Genomic DNA, 17,484 nt, shown 5'->3' with positions numbered 1-17,484 from the left:
CCTCGCGCTCAACCCACACCGCGGATCTGCTGCGGCGAAAGCCCCGGCGGGCCCTTACCGGCCGTCTCCGCCTGCTTGATCAGCGCAACAATGCGGCGCATCAGCGGCGCATCGACATTGTTCTGCTCGGCCAGCGCAATGACCGCGCCCTGGAGATAGTCGATCTCGGTCTTGCGGCCCTGCTTCAAATCCTGCCACATCGAGGAGCGCGCCTCGGGATCGATTTTCATCGTCCGTCCCAGGATCGCGTTGAAGATCATGTCAGGCAATCTCAGCAGGGTCGGCGTCCAGTTCGACGGGACTGGCGTGGCCGAGGCCGGCGTGATACCGGCGGCCTTGAGCGCGGCCAGACCTTCGGCCATCTGGTCGGCGAACAGTCTTCGCCAGTCGCGGTTCGCCAATTGCGCGGCGAGCGGCATGTCGGACAGTGCGCTCAGCGCGTTGTTCAGGTTGATGATCAGCTTGCCCCATTGCACGCCGGCGATGTCGCGGCTTGCGCGCAAATTGAGGCCCGGCACCGAGAGCGCCGCTGCCGTGTTGTCAGCATCTTCGCCGACAGTGATGTCGCCGGAGGTCGACCGGTGGAAACGCCCTTCACCCATTGCGACCACATTGAACGGCACCATGCCGGCGAGCACGCGCCGGCCGCCGAGCCGCTCTTGCAGCACGGCGACATTGCCGACACCGTTCTGCAACGATACGATGACGGCATCCCGAGGCGCGTGCTGCGCGATCTGGTCCGCGACGTCGGCCGTGTCGGCGCTCTTGACCGTGACCAGCACGATGCCCGCGCTGTGGAAGATTGCGGGATCTTCCGACAGCGCGAGCCGGCCCGCATCCAGCTTCTTCTCGGCGCCGTCGAAATCCGTCAGCCGCAGGCCGAACCGCTCGATCTCGGTCTTCACCCGCGGCCGCACCAGCAGTGCGACCCGACGGTCGGCAGCCGCCAGCTGGCCTCCGACAAAACAGCCGATGGCGCCGGCGCCGGCCACCACGATCGGTCGATCCGTATTCACGAGGCCTCGGTCCCAAAATGACCGCCCTCGATAGCAGAGAGGAAGCCGGCTGCCCATTGCCAGGTTGCGACGCAATCGCCTTGTAACCGTCATGAGAGCCTCATATGTTTTCGCAGGGGCTTTGTTACCGGCAGGAGAACGCCATGGGTCTACTAGACGTCCTCAACGGCATGCAGAATGGCCCGCGCGGCCCAAGCACCCCGAGTTCGCAGTCCTCATCAAGCAGCGGGATGTCGCCCATGACCATGGCGATCCTTGGCTTGCTCGCCTGGAAGACGTTCAAGCATTTGACGGCAGGCCAACCCGGGGCGACGCCGCAGCCGTCTCCGACGCCAACGCACCTTCCCCCGCCGGTGAATGCGGGTGCTGGCGGCGGTGTCGGGGGCGCGCTTGCCGGAGGCGGCGGCCTCGGCGATCTCCTCAAGGGCGGCCTCGGCGGCCTGCTCGCGGGCGGCGCGGCGGGCTCCGTGCTCAGCGGCGGTCTCGGCGATCTCCTCAACCAGCTCCAGCAGGGCGGTCACGGCGAGGCCGCGAACACCTGGGTCGGCAAGGGTGAGAACAAGGCCATAAGCCCTGGCGATCTGGCCAATGCGCTCGGCGCCGACCAGATCCAGAGCCTGTCGGCCCAAAGCGGCCTGTCGCGCGACGAACTGCTCTCGGGCCTCAGCCAGTACCTGCCGCAGGTGATTGATCATTTGACGCCGGACGGACGGCTACCGACCGAGAACGAGGTTTCGGGACGAATTTAGTCGAAATTGGATCTACGCATTCGGCAAGGGGAGCACTGACATGAGCATGGGCGGCCTGTTGTGGATCATCGTTGTCGGCTTCATCGCCGGCCTGATCGCGCGTTTCCTGGCACCAGGACCCAACAATCCGAGCGGATTCATCCTCACCACCATCCTTGGCATCGTCGGTGCGTTTCTCGCGACCTTCATCGGCCAGGCCATCGGCCATTACGGCCCGGATCAAGGCGCAGGATTCATCATGGCCACGATCGGCGCGGTGGTGGTGCTGTTCATCTGGCACCGCCTGGTCGCGAGCGGCGTGATCAAGGGGTAGCTCTCCCCTCGTCATTGCGAGAGCCCTTGCGACGAGGCAATCCAGACCGTCCCCGCGGACGCGTTCTGGATTGCTTCGCTTCCGCCGTCGCTCTTCGAGCTATGGCGGACAAGTCGCTCGCAATGACGAGTTCACGTAATCAAATGCATCCCCGCATCCATGCGCACGACTTCGCCGGTCATGTTGCTGGAGGCCGGCATTGCCAGGAAGCAGACGAGCTGCGCGATGTCCTCGGCGGATGAGGCGACCTTGAGCGGCACCTTCGCCACCACGCTGTCGCGCACCTGCTTGGCACCGGCCTCGCCGCGGCCCTTGGTGAACCAGGGCGTGTCGATATAGCCGGGGCACACCGTGTTGACGCGGATCAGCGGCGCCAGCGCGCGCGACAGCGACAGCGTCATGGTGTTGAGCGCGCCCTTGCTGGCGGCATAGGCGATCGACGAGCCGACGCCGCTGATACCGGCGACCGACGACACGTTGACCACGGCGGACGGCCGCCCCGATGCCTTCGACCCAGCCTCGAGCAGGCTGCGCGCCGCGCGCACCATCTGGAACGGGCCGATGGTGTTGACACCGTAGAGGCGCTGGAAGTCTTCGGCCGACAATCCGTCGAGATCGGCATGGGCGACGTGCTTGGTGGTGCCGGCATTGTTGACGAGGATATCGAGCCTGCCCCAGCCGCTCGCGGCCACAACGATCTTGCGGCAATCGTCATCCTTCGAGACGTCGCCCTGCGCGACCAGCACTTCTGCGGCGCCGGCCTTGCGGCAGAGCTCTGCCGTGGCCTCGGCTTCGGTCTTGCTCGACGAATAGTTGATGACGAGCCGCGCCCCGCTCCGCGCGAGAATTTCCGCGGTCGCAGCACCAAGTCCGGATGCGGACCCCGTCACGACTGCGCACAAACTGTCCTTGGCCATCCGGATTTCCTTCCCCGTGATTGAATGTGGCGCCCTGTTTAGCGAGTTTGCCGCGCCCTGCAAATCGAGCAAACTCCGCTAAGCGGAATTAGCTTGCCGCCCATGCCCGCGCCGCAGGTTGGCCTGCGATCAACGCTTGTCAGGGCCATGGCTTTTTCGGATCATCGGGCGCAAGAAGAGACGCGCGCCGCACCGTCGGGCGGACCGCGCCAATGGCAAAACACGGGGAACGCTGTGGCGGAGAGTGACAATATCGTCGTCGAGACCGCGGAGAAGATCTTCGCCGATCTCGCCGACCCGCAAACCATCAACAACGACAAGAAGGATTCGTGGCAGGCGCCGCTGTGGCAGGCGCTGAGCGAGGCCGGCTTGCCCTTGTCCTGGGTACCCGACGATCTCGGCGGCTCCGGCGCGAGCCTTGCCGACGGTTTTGCCTTGCTGAACGCAGCCGGCCGTTTCGCGATCGCGGTTCCCCTGGCCGAGACGATGCTCGCCGGCTGGCTGCTTGCGCAGGCGAAGATCAGTTCGCCCGAAGGTGAGATGACCGTGCTGCCTGCGTCTCCGAGGGACCGCATCACGCTCGATGCTGACGGCGCGCTCTCCGGCCGTTGCCGCGGCATTCCCTTCGCCAAGGCTGCGAAGCATTTTGCAGTGCTCGCGTATGGCAAGGACGGCATCTCGATTGCGCTAGTCGATGCGGGCAAGGGCCGGATCGAATCCGGTCTCAATGTCGGCTACGACCACAGCGATACCGTCACGCTCGACAAGGTCCAGCCTGTCGCCATCAAGGTCGCACCCAAAGGCTTCGACCAGACCACGATGATGCTGATCGGCGGCGTCGCGCGCAGCCTGCAGATCGCGGGCGCGCTGGAATCCATGCTCGACATCTCCGTGCGCTACTCCAACGAGCGCGTCGCATTTGAGAAGAAGATCTCGAAATTCCAGGCGGTGCAGCACAATCTCGCGCGCCTCGCCGGCGAATCCGCCGCCGCGCTCGCGGCCGCGACTTCTGCCGCGGATGCTATCGCCAACGCTAAATCGTTCGATGACGAGGTCTATCTCGAAGCCGCCTCCGCAAAGATCCGCTGCGCCGAAGCCGCGGAAAAAGGCGGCGGCATTGCGCATCAGGTTCATGGCGCGATCGGTTTCACCAACGAGCACATCCTGCACCGCTACTCGTTGCGGGCGCTGGCCTGGCGCGATGATTTCGGTTCGGAAAGCCACTGGGCTGTCGAGCTCGGCAAGCTGGTCGCCAGGCGTGGCGCCGACGAATTGTGGCCGCTCGTGGCGTCGCGCTAACAGGGAACGAAACACATGACCGCTGCCCTTCGTTTCGATCCGATCCGCCTGCCCGAGAAGTGCGAGCAACTGCGCAAGGAAGTGCGTGCGTTCCTCGCCGAGGAAATCGCCGCCGGCACCTTCGATCCGCACAAGCCCAACCGCGAAGACACGGACGCGCCGGAATTTTCCCGCCGGGTCGGCGCCAAGGGCTGGCTCGGCATGACCTGGCCGAAGAAATATGGCGGCCAGGAACGCTCCTTCCTCGAACGCTACGTGGTGACCGAGGAGATGCGCGTCGCCAACGCGCCGACGCGGCGCTTCTTCGTCGCCGACCGCCAGAGCGGGCCGGTGCTGATCAAATACGCACCCGAACACATCAAGATGGACATCCTGCCGCGGATCTGCCGCGGCGAGATCTGCTTTGCCATCGGCATGAGCGAGCCGAACTCGGGCTCCGACCTGTTCGCGGCGAAGACGCGCGCGACCAAGACCGACGGCGGCTATCTCATCAACGGCACCAAGATCTGGACCTCGTCGGCGCACATCGCCGACTACATGATCGCGATCTTCCGGACCTCGCCGCCAACCAAGGAAAACCGCCGTCACGGCCTGACGCAGTTCCTGGTCAAGATGAAGCAGCCGGGCATCGAGGTGAACCCGATCGGGCAGATCACCGGCCAGTACGAGTTCAACGAGGTCGTCTTCACCGACTTTTTCGTGCCCGAGGATCACGTCCTCGGCGAGGTCGACGGCGCCTGGAAGCAGGCGACGTCGGAGCTGGCCTATGAGCGTTCCGGTCCCGAGCGCTTCCTCGAGACCTATTACGTGCTGACCGAGCTGGTCCGCGCGGTCGGTCCCGATCCGGATACACGCAGCGCCGAAGGCATCGGCCGCCTCGTCGCCCAACTCCACACCATGCGGCGCATGTCGGTCTCGGTCGCCGGCATGCTGCAGGCCGGCAAGGAGCCGGTGGTGGAGGCGTCCATCGTCAAGGACATCGGCACGGTCTGGGAGCAGCAGCTTCCGCACCGCGTGCGCGATCTCGCCGCCTTCGTCGAGGAGACCGCGACCAACCGCGAGACGCTGCAGCGGCAGCTCGACTTCGCGATCAAGACCGCACCGAAACTCACCATCCAGGGCGGCACCACCGAGGTGCTGCGCGGCATCATCGCCCGCGGGCTTGGTCTGCGCTAGTCGCGCGGACCTGGTTTAAGCTAACTTTTCGAGGACATCATGAGCACCTACAAAGATATCGGCGTCGAGAAAGTCGGGCACGTCGGCACCATCGAGATCCGCAGGCCGCCGCTCAATTTCTTCGACATCTCGCTGATCAACCAGATCGCGGACGCGCTCGACGAGTTCGATCGCGACATCGAGATCCGCGCCTCCGTTCTCTCGGCACAGGGCAAGGCGTTCTGCGCCGGCGCGAATTTCCAGGACCCGGCACGGCAGGCGCAGGAAGCGCGCGAAGCCGACAAGACGGCCAAGGGCGATCCGGCCGACAGCCTCGGGGCGATCAATCATCTCTACATCCAGGCCGTGCGCATCTTCCGCGCCAAGAAGCCGATCGTCGCCGCCGTGCAGGGCGCCGCCATCGGCGGCGGCCTGGGCCTCGCAGTGTCGGCGGATTTCCGCGTCACCTGCCCCGAAGCGCGCTTCTCCGCGAATTTCACCAAGCTGGGCTTCCATCCCGGCTTCGGCCTGACGACGACGCTGCCCGAGCTGATCGGCAAGAACAACGCCGAGCTGATGTTCTACACCAGCCGCCGCGTTACCGGCGAAGAAGCCGTCAAATGGGGCCTCGCCAACGTGCTGGTGCCGCAGGATCAGGTCAAGGCGGGCGCGATGAAGCTCGCCGGCGAGATCGCCGAATGCTCTCCGCTTGGCCTGCTCTCAACCCGCGCCACGATGCGCGCCGGATTGGCCGATCGCGTCATGGCCGCGACCAATCACGAGCTCGCCGAGCAGACCCGCCTGCGAGCGACGGAAGATTTCAAGGAAGGCGTGAAGGCCACGGAAGAGCGGCGCACGGCGAATTTTAGGGGGCGGTGAGCGCGGCGTCTCTCGCCGTATCACTCTGACGTCTCTACAACCTCCCGTGTCGTCCCGGCGAAGGCCGGGGGATTTTCTCGTGATCACGGGAGGCACCGATCAGCGCGACGCTTGCGGGTGCGAAGAAGCTGTCGAGCAGATGCGGCATGTTGAATCCCTGCTTTTATCGTTATCCGTCATCCCAGCGCAGCGGCGTAGCCGCTGTCGCTGGAGGTGCCGGAGCGTGGCGAAGGCCTCGAAGGATGAACGGCCACCAATCGGGCCGCACATCCTTCGAAGCTCCCTGCACGTTGCTACGCACCGTACAGCTCGCACCTCAGGATGACGGATTGAGAGCTGCGAAGGCAAAAGCTCAGACAGCAAGCCGGAACATTACCCCGCCCAACAGAAACTCGTTCCCCGCCACCGCCAGCCCCTTTGACCTCGCCACGTGCAGCACGTGTGCCGCATCAGCCACGCGAAACTCCAGCGCACTCATGATCTCGTCGGCACCCTTGACGAAGCGGAACGTCGCATTGGGCAGCTTCAATTCGGCCTCACCATCAGCTGCAACCCCGACGATCTTGCCCCAGTGCGCCGCCAGCCCTTGCGGGTCCGGGCTCTGCATCTCCACGGCCGTCAGCGCTTGCGTCACATCCTTGCGGATGAACTTTTGCCAGTCCGGTCCGGCCGGCGGATACGTACCCAAAATATCGTCGCTGCCTTCGGTGTGGTTGAATTCGATGAAGGCGGCGCGGCAGTCGCGGGGGTGAAGCTGGACGCCGTGATAGGGCGCGTGGTCGATGACGTTAGCTGTGCGCACACCGAGCGCATCGGCGTTGCGGCCGCGCTCGTCCGGATCATTGCAGCAGAAGATCGCCATGTAGCCGCCGCGGCCGCCGGTCTTCTCGATGAAGCGGCCGGCCGTGGTGCCGTCCTTGAAGGGCGCGACGACCTCGAGCATGATCGTGTCGACCGGGAGCAGCGCGTTCTCCAGGCCGTATTTCGCGACATTGCCGTCGCGGTAGCAGACGGCGAGGCCCATGATCTCGGCGATATCAGAGATGACAGGCGCGAGCTGCGGCGCGACGAGACAAATCTGCCGCAGCCGCATATAGGGCGCCATCGTCATGCGCCCCTGAAGGACGGCTTGCGCTTCTCGACGAAAGCCTTCGCGGCCTCCTTGTGATCCTCGGTATCGCTGCAGCGGGTGTGGTGGATGGCTTCGCCGTCGAAGCAATCTTCCAGCGGCAGGTGTTCGGCATTGTTGATGTTGCGCTTGATGTAGCCGAGCGCGATCGACGGCCCCTGGGCCAGGGATAGCGCCAACTCGTGCGCGGCCGCATCGATCTCGGCGTCGGGGACGACCTTGGTCACCATGCCGATCGCGTGCGCTTCCTTCGCCGTCAGCACGGGCGACGTCAGGTAAAGTTCGCGCGCCCGTGCGCTGCCGAGCAGCTGGGTCAAGAAGTATGTACCGCCGTAGTCACCGGAGAAACCGACCTTGGCGAAAGCCGTCGTGATCTTGCAGGATTCCGAGGCAACGCGCAGATCGCACGACAGCGCCATCGAAAGACCGGCGCCCGCTGCCGCGCCGTCGAGCTGCGCCACCACCGGCTTTGGCATCTGATGCAGAATGCGCGAGACCTCCATGCCGCGGCGGAGGTTCGCCATCTTCACTTCGAACGGCAGCGGCGCGCGGCCGGCCGCCATCGACTTGACGTCACCGCCGACGCAGAACGAGCCGCCAGCGCCCTTGAACAGCACCGCACGCACCTCGGGATCGTCGGCCGCGCGCCGCGCCGCCTCGACCAGACCCGCGACCATCTCGGGATTGAGCGCGTTCTTTCGCTCGGGACGGTTCATGGTGATGGTGAGCAGCCCACCTTCGAGGTTTTGCAGAACCATGTCGTTCATGGGACGTCTCCCTTGTTGTTGTTAGACCGGGCTATCACCTCGTCATTGCGAGCGCAGCGAAGCAATCCAGAGATGTTTCCGTGGAGACAGTCTGGATTGCTTCGTCGCAAGAGCTCCTCGCAATGACGATGCTTACTTCTTCACCTGCGGGCAGCGCGACTGCTCCAGCGACTGGAACGATTCGCTGCCGGGCACGGTGGCGAGCAGCTTGTAATCGTCCCAGCGTCCCTTGGACTCCGACGGCTTCTTCACCTCGAACAGGTACATGTCGTGGATCATGCGGCCATCCTCACGGATCTTGCCGTTCTTGGCGAAGAAGTCGTTGATCGGCGTTTCCTTCATCACCTTCATGACTGCGGCAGAGTCGGTCGTACCCGCCGACTTCACCGCCTTCAGATAGTGCATGACGGAGGAATAGACGCCGGCTTGCGCCGAGGTCGGCATCCGCTTGGTGCGCTCCATGAAGCGCTTCGACCACGCGCGGGTGTCGTCGTTGAGGTCCCAGTAGAAGGCTTCGGCCAGCAGCAGACCCTGCGCGGTCTCGAGCCCGATCGAGTCGATGTCGGAGACGAAGGCGAGCAGCGGCGAGACCTTCTGGCCGCCCTTGGTGATGCCGAACTCGGCCGCCTGCTTGATGGCGTTGACGGTGTCGCCGCCGGCGTTGGCGAGCCCGATCACCTTGGCCTTGGAGGCTTGGGCCTGCAGTAGGAACGACGAGAAATCCGACGTATTGAGCGGATGGCGGACGGCGCCAAGCACCTTGCCGCCGGTCTTGGTGACGACGGCGCTGGTGTCCTTCTCCAGATCCTGGCCGAAGGCATAGTCGGCGGTGAGGAAGAACCAGGTGTCGAGGCCCGACTTCACGGCCGCAAGGCCGGTCACGTTGGCCTGGCCGTAGGTGTCGAACACGTAATGGATGGTGTAGGGACCGCAGGCTTCGTTGGTGAGACGGATCGAGCCCGGGCCGTTGAACATGATGATCTTGTTGCGCGCCTTGGCGATCTCGCCGGCAGCAAGCGCGGTCGCGGACGCCGCGACGTCGTAGATCATTTCGACGCCTTGGTTGTCGAGCATGTCGCGGGCGATGTTGGCGGACAGGTCGGCCTTGTTCTGATGGTCGGCCGCCAGCACCTGGATCTTGCGTCCCAGCACCTCGCCGCCGAAATCCTCCACCGCCATCTTGGCTGCGGTCTCGCTGCCGGGGCCGGTGATGTCGGCATAGAGGCTCGACATGTCGAGGATGCCGCCGATCTTCAGGGCTGGCTTGTCCTGGGCCTGCGCAGCACTCGCGCTGAGAGCCAGCGCGGCGGCAAAAATGCCCGACAAAATATGCTTCATTGAAAAGACCTCCCTTGATCGCCTGACTCTGAATGGCGGCTTGATTATTGCTCTTGGCAAACGCTGTTGCCGTAATCATGCCGCATGCGCAAGAGCGCAGCAAGCAGAAGCGCGACGCGCGTCTCGCGACGGCCTCATGTTTTCCGCAAAGCGGAATGGTGTGTTGCGGACAAATATATCCGCGTCATTGCGAGCGGAGCGAAGCAATCCAGACTGCCTCCGCGAAAAGATTCTGGATTGCTTCGCTCCGCTCGCAATGATGGATTGTGAGCAAGCCCCTTCGCGACCCACCGCGCATGAGTTAAGGTTGAAGCACAACGCAACCTCTCCGGGTCTCTTGACGCAACGACTTCACCTCATCGCCACATTCGTTCTCGCCGCGGGTCACACTGCGTTCGCCGCACCGTGCCAATTCGAAGCACAGGGCGAAGGCCACGTCGCGGCCATCGTCGATGCGCGCAGCGTACGTCTCGACGACGGTCGCGAGGTGCGCCTCACCGGGATCGAGGCGACGGTGACGACGAAGCAGGCGCTGACCTCGTTGCTCGTCAGCCGCGACGTGACGCTGCGCAGCGCGGACGACACACCCGACCGCTATGGCCGCCAGGGCGCGCTGGTGTTCATCGGCGAAAGTGACACCTCGGTGCAGGCCATGCTGCTCGCCCAGGGCGATGCCGTCGTTTCGGCAGAGATCGTGGACAAGGCGTGCGCCACCGCCCTGATGTCGTCGGAGGCCGAGGCAAGGCGCCAAAAAAAGGGCAACTGGGCTGATCCGTCGGCCATAAAAAACGCGGAAAGTCCGGACGATATTTTGGCCGGGATCGGGCGCTTTATGGTGGTCGAGGGCAAAGTCCTGTCGGTCCGGCAAGCTGGGGCAACGACCTACCTCAACTTCGGACGAAGCTGGACACGCGGCTTTGCTGTGACTATTTCAAAGCGCACGCTGCCGGCGTTTGAAAGCGCCGGAATAGCCCTTAAGTCCTTGGAAAACAGACGTATTCGCGTCCGGGGCTGGGTTGAGGGGACTACGGGGCCGCGTATCGATGTGCTCCGGGTGGGGCAGGTCGAATTGCTGGGCGCAAACGAGCCTATCGGGGTAAGGCCTTAACAAAGGCCAGGCACGGGTTAAGCGACGTGAATGGGGTGCTAGAACAGCACAAAAAGGGCGTAGGACGCCGCCTTCGGGCTGCGCCGGCCGCGCTTTGCCTTGTGCTGGGCACAGCCCTCGCCGGTTGCGGCGACATGGGCCGGTTCCAGACCGCGGCGGCCCCGCCCACCGTTGCGTTGCCCAAGCCAAAGCCGGCCGTCGCCCAGACCCCCGCCACCGAGAAAGAGCACGAACGCATCCTGGCGAGCTATGGCGGCGCCTATGACGACCCCAGGCTTGAATCACTGGTCAGCAAGACCGTCGACCGGCTCGTTGCCGCCTCCGACCGCCCCGACCAGGGCTACAAGGTCACGATTCTCAATTCCGGCGCGGTAAACGCCTTCGCGCTGCCGAACGGCCAGCTCTATGTCACCCGCGGCCTGCTTGCGCTCGCCAGTGACACCTCCGAATTGTCCTCGGTGCTGAGCCACGAGATGGCGCATGTGCTGTCCAAGCACGCCGCGATGCGCGAGGATCAGGCCCGCCAGGCCGCCATCGTCACCCGTGTCGTCACCGACATGAGCACCGACCCCGATCTCACCGCGCTCGCGCTCGCCAAGACCAAACTGACCATGGCGAGCTTTTCGCGCAACCAGGAGTTCGAGGCCGACGGCATCGGCGTCGGCATCGCCGCCAAGGCACATTTCGACCCGTATGGGGCTGCACGCTTTCTCTCCGCGATGGAGCGCAATGCCGAGCTGAAGGCCGGCAAGAGCTCGCTCGATCCACGCGCGCAGGATTTCACCTCGTCGCATCCGGCCACGCCCGAGCGCGTGCAGAATGCGCAGACCATTGCTCGTCAATACGTCGCCCCCGAAGGCGGCGAGCGTGACCGCGAGAGCTATCTCGCCGCGATCGACAACCTCGTCTATGGCGAGGATCCCAGCGAGGGCTTCGTCCGCGGCCGGCGTTTCCTGCATCCGAAACTCGGCTTCACCTTCCAGGCACCGGATAATTTCACGCTCGACAACACCGCGCAGGCGGTGATCGGCGTGCGCGAGGGCGGCTCGCAGGCGATGCGCTTCGACGTCGTGCGCGTGCCGGCCGAGCAGTCGCTCGGCGACTACCTCAATTCCGGCTGGATGGAAGGCGTCGAGAAGGCGTCCACCGAGGACATCACCATCAATGGTTTTCCGGCCGCGTCCGCCACCGCCAAGGGCGACCAGTGGCAGTTCAAGGTCTATGCGCTGCGCTTCGGCAGCGACGTCTATCGCTTCATCTTCGCCACTCGGCAGAAATCGACCGAGAGCGAGCGCAATGCGCGCGAGACCGTCAACTCGTTCCGCCGCCTGACCCTCGAGGAGATCCAGGCCGCGCGTCCGCTGCGCATCAAGGTGATCACCGTGCAGCCCGGCGACACCGTGGAATCGCTGTCTCACCGCATGGCCGGCGTCGATCACCCGGCCGAACGATTTCGCGTCCTGAACGGGCTCGATCGCAACGCGCAGGTGAAGGTGCGTGATCGCGTGAAGATCGTGACGGACTGAGGCGCGGCACGGCCTGCGCGGCAAAAGCACGCCGTGCGTTTCTGGCCCACGCAAGAATCCCCGAGTGGTTCGGCTGTGGGCTCCCTGCCCTCGAGACAGCGCTCAATCGCGCGGCGGGCACGGCCGCTGAGGCCATCGAGCATCATCAGTCCGCTCTAGTTGACCAGCACCGCACCGTCGCAACGGACGCCTGACACCCACACGTCCGCCTGGCCGACACCGACTCCGAGCGTTGACAACACCGACGCGACGAGCTTGTCGATCGAGCCGGTCGAGCCGGACAGGATCCCACTGACCGCCGACGTCAGCCCCAAGATCGGAACGCCGACGCCGTTGACACTGAGCGAGAGATCGCCGAGCAAGGTCGATGTCAGCGACGAAGTGAAGTTCCGCGTGCTGACCGTTTTCGCCAGTTGCGACTGGATATCGACATAGCTGAAATCGACCGAGGTCGGCGACGTATTTCCGATCGCCGCATGGGCGCGGCCGGCGACGTTGAATCCGCCGACATTGACGAGCACGGCTGCTGGCGGGTTCGGCTTGGTCGAGAAATTCGTCATGTCCGCCAGCGAGACATTGCCGATCCAGGCGTCGACGAGCCCAGGCGTGACGCCAAGCGTCACTGTCGAGCTGGCGATGTTCGCATGGTTGCACGAAATGGCGTTGAGAGTAGCCGTGCCTTGCGCGATTTCGACATAGAGCGGCAGGTTGATCGCAGGAACGATTCCGCTGCCGCCGATCTGGATCATCAGCAGGATCCGTGTCTGGGCCGTGTGAACGCTCGCACCTTGCGTTCCGACAGCGATCCAGCTCGAGCCCACGGGGCGTTCGCCGACCGTCACCACGAGGCTGGCTGCGGCGATGCCTGGCAGCCCCAGATTGACGGGTGCCGTGATCTGGTGCGTACCGTTCGCCACCTCCGCCACAGCGGAAAGCAGGCTGAAGACCGACATGCTGACGCCGACCTTCGGCTTCTGGCCGGTGATCATGCCGTTATAGGGCCCCAGATCGATCACCGAGCCGAGGCTGATCCTGGTCGAGAGGCTGGAGACGGCCTGTGATATCATGGACAGCGCCGTGGTCGCCGAGCTGGGGCCGTTGGTGGCCTGCTGTGCCGCCAGAGCCGCGGCAACCACATCGGGCAATCTGGCATTGCCCGTCAGCAGGTCGTTATACGTCACGCCCGTGAGACTCATGCGTGTCGCCAGCGCCGACAGAAAGTCGAACGCATCGATCCTTGCATTGATCAGCGACTGGTAGTCCATCGCCGACAGCGAAATGTTGGTCCCCAACATGCCGCCGAGAATGGCGTTGAGCAGGCCGCCATTGATCGAAACCAGGCGCGACCCGATCGCGAAGGAGGCGAATGCCGTGCTCGAGGCGGTGGCCTGGGCGTTGATCGTGAACTGGCTGCTGCCGGTGATGTAGCGAGCGAAGTAGAGCGGGGTCTGGGTCCTCAGCGTGACCCGGGCCGCATTGGCGGATCCCGTGGCCGGTGTAACGAAACGCGTTTGCGACGCCACGGCCGAATTGGGTGTGTAGGTACCGATATCCACGCCAACCAGCGAGCTGGCCGGATAATTGTTCTTCACGACCGTCGCGGACGCTGCATTATAGGCATTGGTCAGATTGCTGGCCGCGACGATTGCGGCGAGGTCGGCGGCGCTCTGCGCCTTTCGCTTGTCGGCAAAGATGGATCCGACATCGACGCCGAGCGCGGTACAGCCGATGACCAGGGTCATCAACCCGGCCGCCATGATGGTGAAGTTGCCGGAGCGATCCGCGATGAAGCGGCGAAACACCGTCGTCAGCTTCACGTCAGAATCCTCCGTACGGAATGACCGCCGATCGCGAGATCGATGGCGGCAAAGCAGGGACGAAAGGAAGCGCAAAGATGAAGCTCGACGAGGCGTCGTAGTTGACCGTGACGACATATACGTTCGGATCGGAGCCGGACGGCGCCGCTACGACGTTCACCTTCGTGGCATCGAGCAACGGATAATCGGCAACGCTGGCGACGACGTAGGATGTGGCGAGACTGTTGCGTTCGGTGTCGCTAAGGCCAGCGACCGACGTTCGCGCAGCCTCCGCGGCGAGCTGTTGAACGCCGTGAATCATCGCGAAATAGGAGCCGAACACCACGATGCCGAATATCAATGCGAGAAATATCGGAAGCATGATGGCGAACTCAACCGCCGTTGCCCCACTTTCGTTTCGCGCAAAACGCATGTGAAAACCTCAAATCCCGAATTTCTACGAGCTTGAGGAATGCGGATTTACGATGTATGCACGATGCTACACGCAAAAGTTGAAGTGGCTATGCATGCAAATAGCCATATAGATTCCGTTGAAGTACTTGGTACCGGGAGCAGTTGGCGGCACGCGTTCGATCGTTTGGCCGTAGAGCTCCGGTGAGTTGCCGCTAAAAACAAGAACACTTTTGAAATGGGAGACGAGTTTTCTCGATATCGCCTGCCGGAAGGAGCCCCGGATGCTTCGACAGCAGATTCAAAATATTCCCATGGAAATCATGCGAACCGTCGTGGCTATCGCTGAGACGGGCAGCATGTCCAAGGCAGCAGAGAAACTCAGCCTCAGCCAGCCCGCGATCAGCGCCCAGGTCAAGCGACTGCAGGGCCTTATCGGTGGTGAGCTCTTCACGCGAACCGCGAATGGGACGTCCCTGACCGAGCTCGGCAAGCTCGCGCTCCAGCAGGCCCGGCGCATCATCGATGCCAACGACCAGCTTCTCCGGCTGGGCGGATCAGACCGATCCTCCATGCGGCGGCTCGGCATTACCCAACTGCTCGCTCCGCGGCTGTTCGATGAGTCCAGCAAGGAGAGCCTGGCCGGTGTCTTCGTTTTCGCCGAACATTCCAGCGAAATTCGACGCGGCCTGCTCGAGGGCTTCATTGATGTCGCCTGCCTGTTCCTGCTCGAGGGCTTCGGGCAGGATCTCGAAGACCGGATTGTCAGCGAATTCGAGTTCGAAACGAACTGGGTGAAGTCGAGGGATTTCGTCGCACGGCCTGGCGCACCGATTCCGATCATCACCCTGCCTGAAGACGATTGGATGATCGGGCCGCTGGACCGAAGCGACATTGCCTACCGGATCGTGCTGCGAAGCTCGGATTCCGCTGTGCGCATGAGCGCCGTCCGGGCAGGATTTGGCGTATCCGCCATGCCGGGCGCGCTCGCCGCTCCGGATCTCGTCAAGTCCAAAGATTACTATCTGCCAAAGCTACCGCCCTCCCGCGCGGTCGTCTGCGTTCGCGAGGGGCGGGACGATTCCGATGTGAAGCAACTCGCAAAGCGATTGTCCGCGCTCCTCGCCAGTCTCAATGCCGATAAGGGCCGCGCCTCACGCAGTTGATCGTGGCAGCGTGAACCTACCGCGCCTTTTCCTTCAAGAACGCGATGATATCCGCGCGATCCTGCGCATCCGGCACGTCGAAGAACATCTTGGTTTCCGGCACCATGGCCTGCGGTCCGGCCAGCCATTTGTCGAGGTTTTCCTCGGTCCAGACGATCCCCGACTTCTTCAGATCGGGTGAGTAGTCGTAGCCGGCGACGCTGCCCGCCTTGCGCCCGACCACGCCTTTGTGCATCGGGCCGACGCCGTTCTCGGCGATCGAGTGACAGTCCGCGCAGCCCTTGTAGAGCGTCTGCCCGCGCGCGACATCGCCGGTCGCGCCGGCGGGGCCGACTGCGCATAGAAGCGCAACCGCGATGGCGGCGAGAGCCGGACTTGTCGTGCTTCGCGGAAGGACGAAATTCGACCGGACGTTCATGTGATCTCCTGTTTGCGGCAGCAAACAGGATCGTCCGGGCCGAATTTTATTCCCGTCAGTTCGAAGATTCGCCCGCGTCCATGTCACCCACCTCGCGCTGGCCGCTGAGCCAGAGCGCGAGCAGGGTCCAGAACGCGCCGGAGAGCAGATAGGCACCCGAGGCAATGACGCCGAGATTGGTGGCGAGCAGCAACGCGACCAGCGGCGCGAAACCGGCGCCGAACAGCCAAGCCATGTCCGAGGTCAGCGCGGACGCCGTGTAGCGGTACATCTGCTTGAAGTTCGAGGCGATCGCGCCCGACGACTGGCCGAAGGAGAGGCCGAGCAGGATGAAGCCGATCACCATGTAGATGGTCTCACCGAACGCGCCGGCATCGAGCAGCTGCGGCGCGAAGCCGCTGTAGATCGCGATCGCGATCGCCGATCCCATCAGCAGCGATTTTCGGCCGACCCGGTCGGCGATGATGCCGGACATGACGATCGCGGCGACGCCGAACACGGCGGCGACGATCTCGATGATCAGGAAGCGCACCGGGCTTTCGCGGGTGAACAGGAACACCCAGGACAGCGGGAACACCGTGACCATGTGGAACAGCGCGAAGCTTGCGAGCGGCGCGAACGCACCGAGCATGATGTTGTGGCCTTCGCGCGCAACCGTGTCGGAGATGCGCGAGGGCTGTAGTTCGCGGGTTTCGAACAGCGATGCGTATTCCTCGGTCGTCACCATGCGCAGGCGCGCGAACAGCGCCACGACGTTGATGGCGAAGGCGACGAAGAACGGATAGCGCCAGCCCCAGTCGAAGAAATCGTCGGCCGAGAGGTTGCCGGCGAAATAGGCGAACAGCGCGCTTGCCACGATCAGTCCGAGCGGAGCGCCGAGCTGCGGCACCATCGCGTACCAGCCGCGCTTGGAGGCGGGCGCGTTCAGGGCCAGCAGCGAGGCCATGCCGTCCCAGGCGCCGCCCCAGGCCAGACCCTGAGCTATACGTGCCAGCGCCAGCAGCCAGATCGCGGCGACGCCGATGTCGTGATAGCCCGGCAGGAACGCGAGCGCCACGGTGGCGGTGCCGAGCAGGAACAGCGCGGAGACCAGCTTGGCCGTCTTGCCGTACTCGCGGTCGACGGTCATGAAAATGACGGTTCCGAGCGGCCGGGCGATGAAGGCCAGCGCGAAGATCATGAAGGAGTAGAGGGTGCCGGTCAGTTCGCTCGTGAAGGGGAACACCAGGCGCGGAAACACGATCACCGAGGCGATCGCGTAGACGAAGAAGTCGAAGAATTCCGAGGTGCGGCCGATGATGACGCCGATGGCGATCTCGCCGGGACTGGCCAGGTCATGGCCGTGCTCACCCGAGTGGAGGTCTGCCATTGCGGGGGTCTGTGCCGTCGCCATGCGTGCGCCCTTAACGTCCTGAAAACCAAAGCCGACCGCCCGGCGGACGCCAGGCAAGCTGGCCTTGTTTGACCCAACACCCCGCACTGCAACATTGGACAAAT

At 63.9% G+C, this 17,484-nt stretch carries 17 protein-coding genes; 8 read left to right on the top strand and 9 right to left on the bottom strand.

All coding sequences use genetic code 11. The annotated features are described in order from the left end of the window. Window positions 1-8: 8 nt before the first annotated feature. On the bottom strand, window positions 9-1,016 hold the full coding sequence (locus K3F49_RS31590) for a 2-dehydropantoate 2-reductase (RefSeq protein WP_234684800.1): 1,008 nt from the start codon (window positions 1,014-1,016) through the stop codon (window positions 9-11). 143 nt (window positions 1,017-1,159) lie between these two features. Between K3F49_RS31590 and K3F49_RS31585 the strand changes: the two genes are divergently transcribed. After that, window positions 1,160-1,765, top strand: coding sequence for a YidB family protein (locus K3F49_RS31585; RefSeq protein ID WP_234684799.1), 606 nt, complete (start codon window positions 1,160-1,162; stop codon window positions 1,763-1,765). A gap of 40 nt (window positions 1,766-1,805) precedes the next feature. Next, complete coding sequence (locus tag K3F49_RS31580) at window positions 1,806-2,078, top strand: GlsB/YeaQ/YmgE family stress response membrane protein (RefSeq protein WP_234684798.1); 273 nt, start codon at window positions 1,806-1,808, stop codon at window positions 2,076-2,078. Between the two features lie 131 nt (window positions 2,079-2,209). Here the strand turns inward: K3F49_RS31580 and K3F49_RS31575 are convergent, their stop codons facing one another. Continuing rightward, the gene (locus K3F49_RS31575) at window positions 2,210-2,995 is read right to left on the bottom strand and encodes an SDR family NAD(P)-dependent oxidoreductase (protein WP_234684797.1); all 786 of its coding nucleotides are present in this window, start codon (window positions 2,993-2,995) and stop codon (window positions 2,210-2,212) included. A 234-nt stretch (window positions 2,996-3,229) separates the two neighbouring features. Here K3F49_RS31575 and K3F49_RS31570 point away from each other — a divergent pair, with 234 nt between their 5' ends. From K3F49_RS31570 to K3F49_RS31560, 3 genes are read left to right on the top strand one after another with little or no spacing between them, the layout of a single operon-like run. After that, window positions 3,230-4,294: an acyl-CoA dehydrogenase family protein gene (locus K3F49_RS31570; protein ID WP_234684796.1), complete on the top strand. Its 1,065-nt coding sequence runs from the start codon at window positions 3,230-3,232 to the stop codon at window positions 4,292-4,294. Between the two features lie 15 nt (window positions 4,295-4,309). After that, window positions 4,310-5,470, top strand: coding sequence for an acyl-CoA dehydrogenase family protein (locus K3F49_RS31565; RefSeq protein WP_234684795.1), 1,161 nt, complete (start codon window positions 4,310-4,312; stop codon window positions 5,468-5,470). Between the two features lie 39 nt (window positions 5,471-5,509). Continuing rightward, window positions 5,510-6,328 (top strand): enoyl-CoA hydratase/isomerase family protein, encoded by an 819-nt coding sequence (locus K3F49_RS31560; protein WP_234684794.1) that lies wholly within the window; start codon window positions 5,510-5,512, stop codon window positions 6,326-6,328. Between the two features lie 352 nt (window positions 6,329-6,680). Here K3F49_RS31560 and K3F49_RS31555 read toward each other — a convergent pair whose 3' ends face one another. The 3 genes from K3F49_RS31555 to K3F49_RS31545 form a co-directional block, all read right to left on the bottom strand. Then, a complete protein-coding gene (locus K3F49_RS31555) occupies window positions 6,681-7,433 on the bottom strand; it encodes a VOC family protein (protein WP_234684793.1) in 753 nt (250 codons plus the stop codon). Between the two features lie 2 nt (window positions 7,434-7,435). Further along, on the bottom strand, window positions 7,436-8,224 hold the full coding sequence (locus tag K3F49_RS31550) for an enoyl-CoA hydratase (RefSeq protein WP_234684792.1): 789 nt from the start codon (window positions 8,222-8,224) through the stop codon (window positions 7,436-7,438). A 132-nt stretch (window positions 8,225-8,356) separates the two neighbouring features. After that, window positions 8,357-9,562, bottom strand: coding sequence for an ABC transporter substrate-binding protein (locus K3F49_RS31545; protein ID WP_234684791.1), 1,206 nt, complete (start codon window positions 9,560-9,562; stop codon window positions 8,357-8,359). Between the two features lie 256 nt (window positions 9,563-9,818). On the opposite strand from K3F49_RS31545, the gene K3F49_RS31540 reads away from it, so the two are divergent. Next, complete coding sequence (locus K3F49_RS31540; RefSeq protein WP_234684904.1) at window positions 9,819-10,670, top strand: thermonuclease family protein; 852 nt, start codon at window positions 9,819-9,821, stop codon at window positions 10,668-10,670. Window positions 10,671-10,804: 134 nt separating this feature from the next. Continuing rightward, a complete protein-coding gene (locus tag K3F49_RS31535) occupies window positions 10,805-12,196 on the top strand; it encodes a M48 family metalloprotease (protein ID WP_234684903.1) in 1,392 nt (463 codons plus the stop codon). A gap of 155 nt (window positions 12,197-12,351) precedes the next feature. Here the strand turns inward: K3F49_RS31535 and K3F49_RS31530 are convergent, their stop codons facing one another. Next, window positions 12,352-14,013 (bottom strand): pilus assembly protein TadG-related protein, encoded by a 1,662-nt coding sequence (locus tag K3F49_RS31530; RefSeq protein ID WP_346657370.1) that lies wholly within the window; start codon window positions 14,011-14,013, stop codon window positions 12,352-12,354. A gap of 1 nt (window position 14,014) precedes the next feature. Continuing rightward, complete coding sequence (locus tag K3F49_RS31525) at window positions 14,015-14,425, bottom strand: TadE/TadG family type IV pilus assembly protein (RefSeq protein ID WP_234684790.1); 411 nt, start codon at window positions 14,423-14,425, stop codon at window positions 14,015-14,017. 262 nt (window positions 14,426-14,687) lie between these two features. Here K3F49_RS31525 and K3F49_RS31520 point away from each other — a divergent pair, with 262 nt between their 5' ends. Then, a complete protein-coding gene (locus K3F49_RS31520; RefSeq protein ID WP_234684789.1) occupies window positions 14,688-15,569 on the top strand; it encodes a LysR family transcriptional regulator in 882 nt (293 codons plus the stop codon). 16 nt (window positions 15,570-15,585) lie between these two features. Here the strand turns inward: K3F49_RS31520 and K3F49_RS31515 are convergent, their stop codons facing one another. Both K3F49_RS31515 and K3F49_RS31510 read right to left on the bottom strand, forming a co-directional pair. Beyond that, window positions 15,586-15,987: a c-type cytochrome gene (locus K3F49_RS31515; protein ID WP_234684788.1), complete on the bottom strand. Its 402-nt coding sequence runs from the start codon at window positions 15,985-15,987 to the stop codon at window positions 15,586-15,588. A gap of 55 nt (window positions 15,988-16,042) precedes the next feature. Continuing rightward, the gene (locus K3F49_RS31510) at window positions 16,043-17,380 is read right to left on the bottom strand and encodes an MFS transporter (RefSeq protein WP_234684787.1); all 1,338 of its coding nucleotides are present in this window, start codon (window positions 17,378-17,380) and stop codon (window positions 16,043-16,045) included. Between the last annotated feature and the right edge of the window lie 104 nt (window positions 17,381-17,484).

The sequence above is a fragment of the Bradyrhizobium monzae genome, assembly GCF_021458635.1.
GTDB lineage: Bacteria > Pseudomonadota > Alphaproteobacteria > Rhizobiales > Xanthobacteraceae > Bradyrhizobium.
This window is presented reverse-complemented; position numbering and strand designations above follow the sequence as displayed.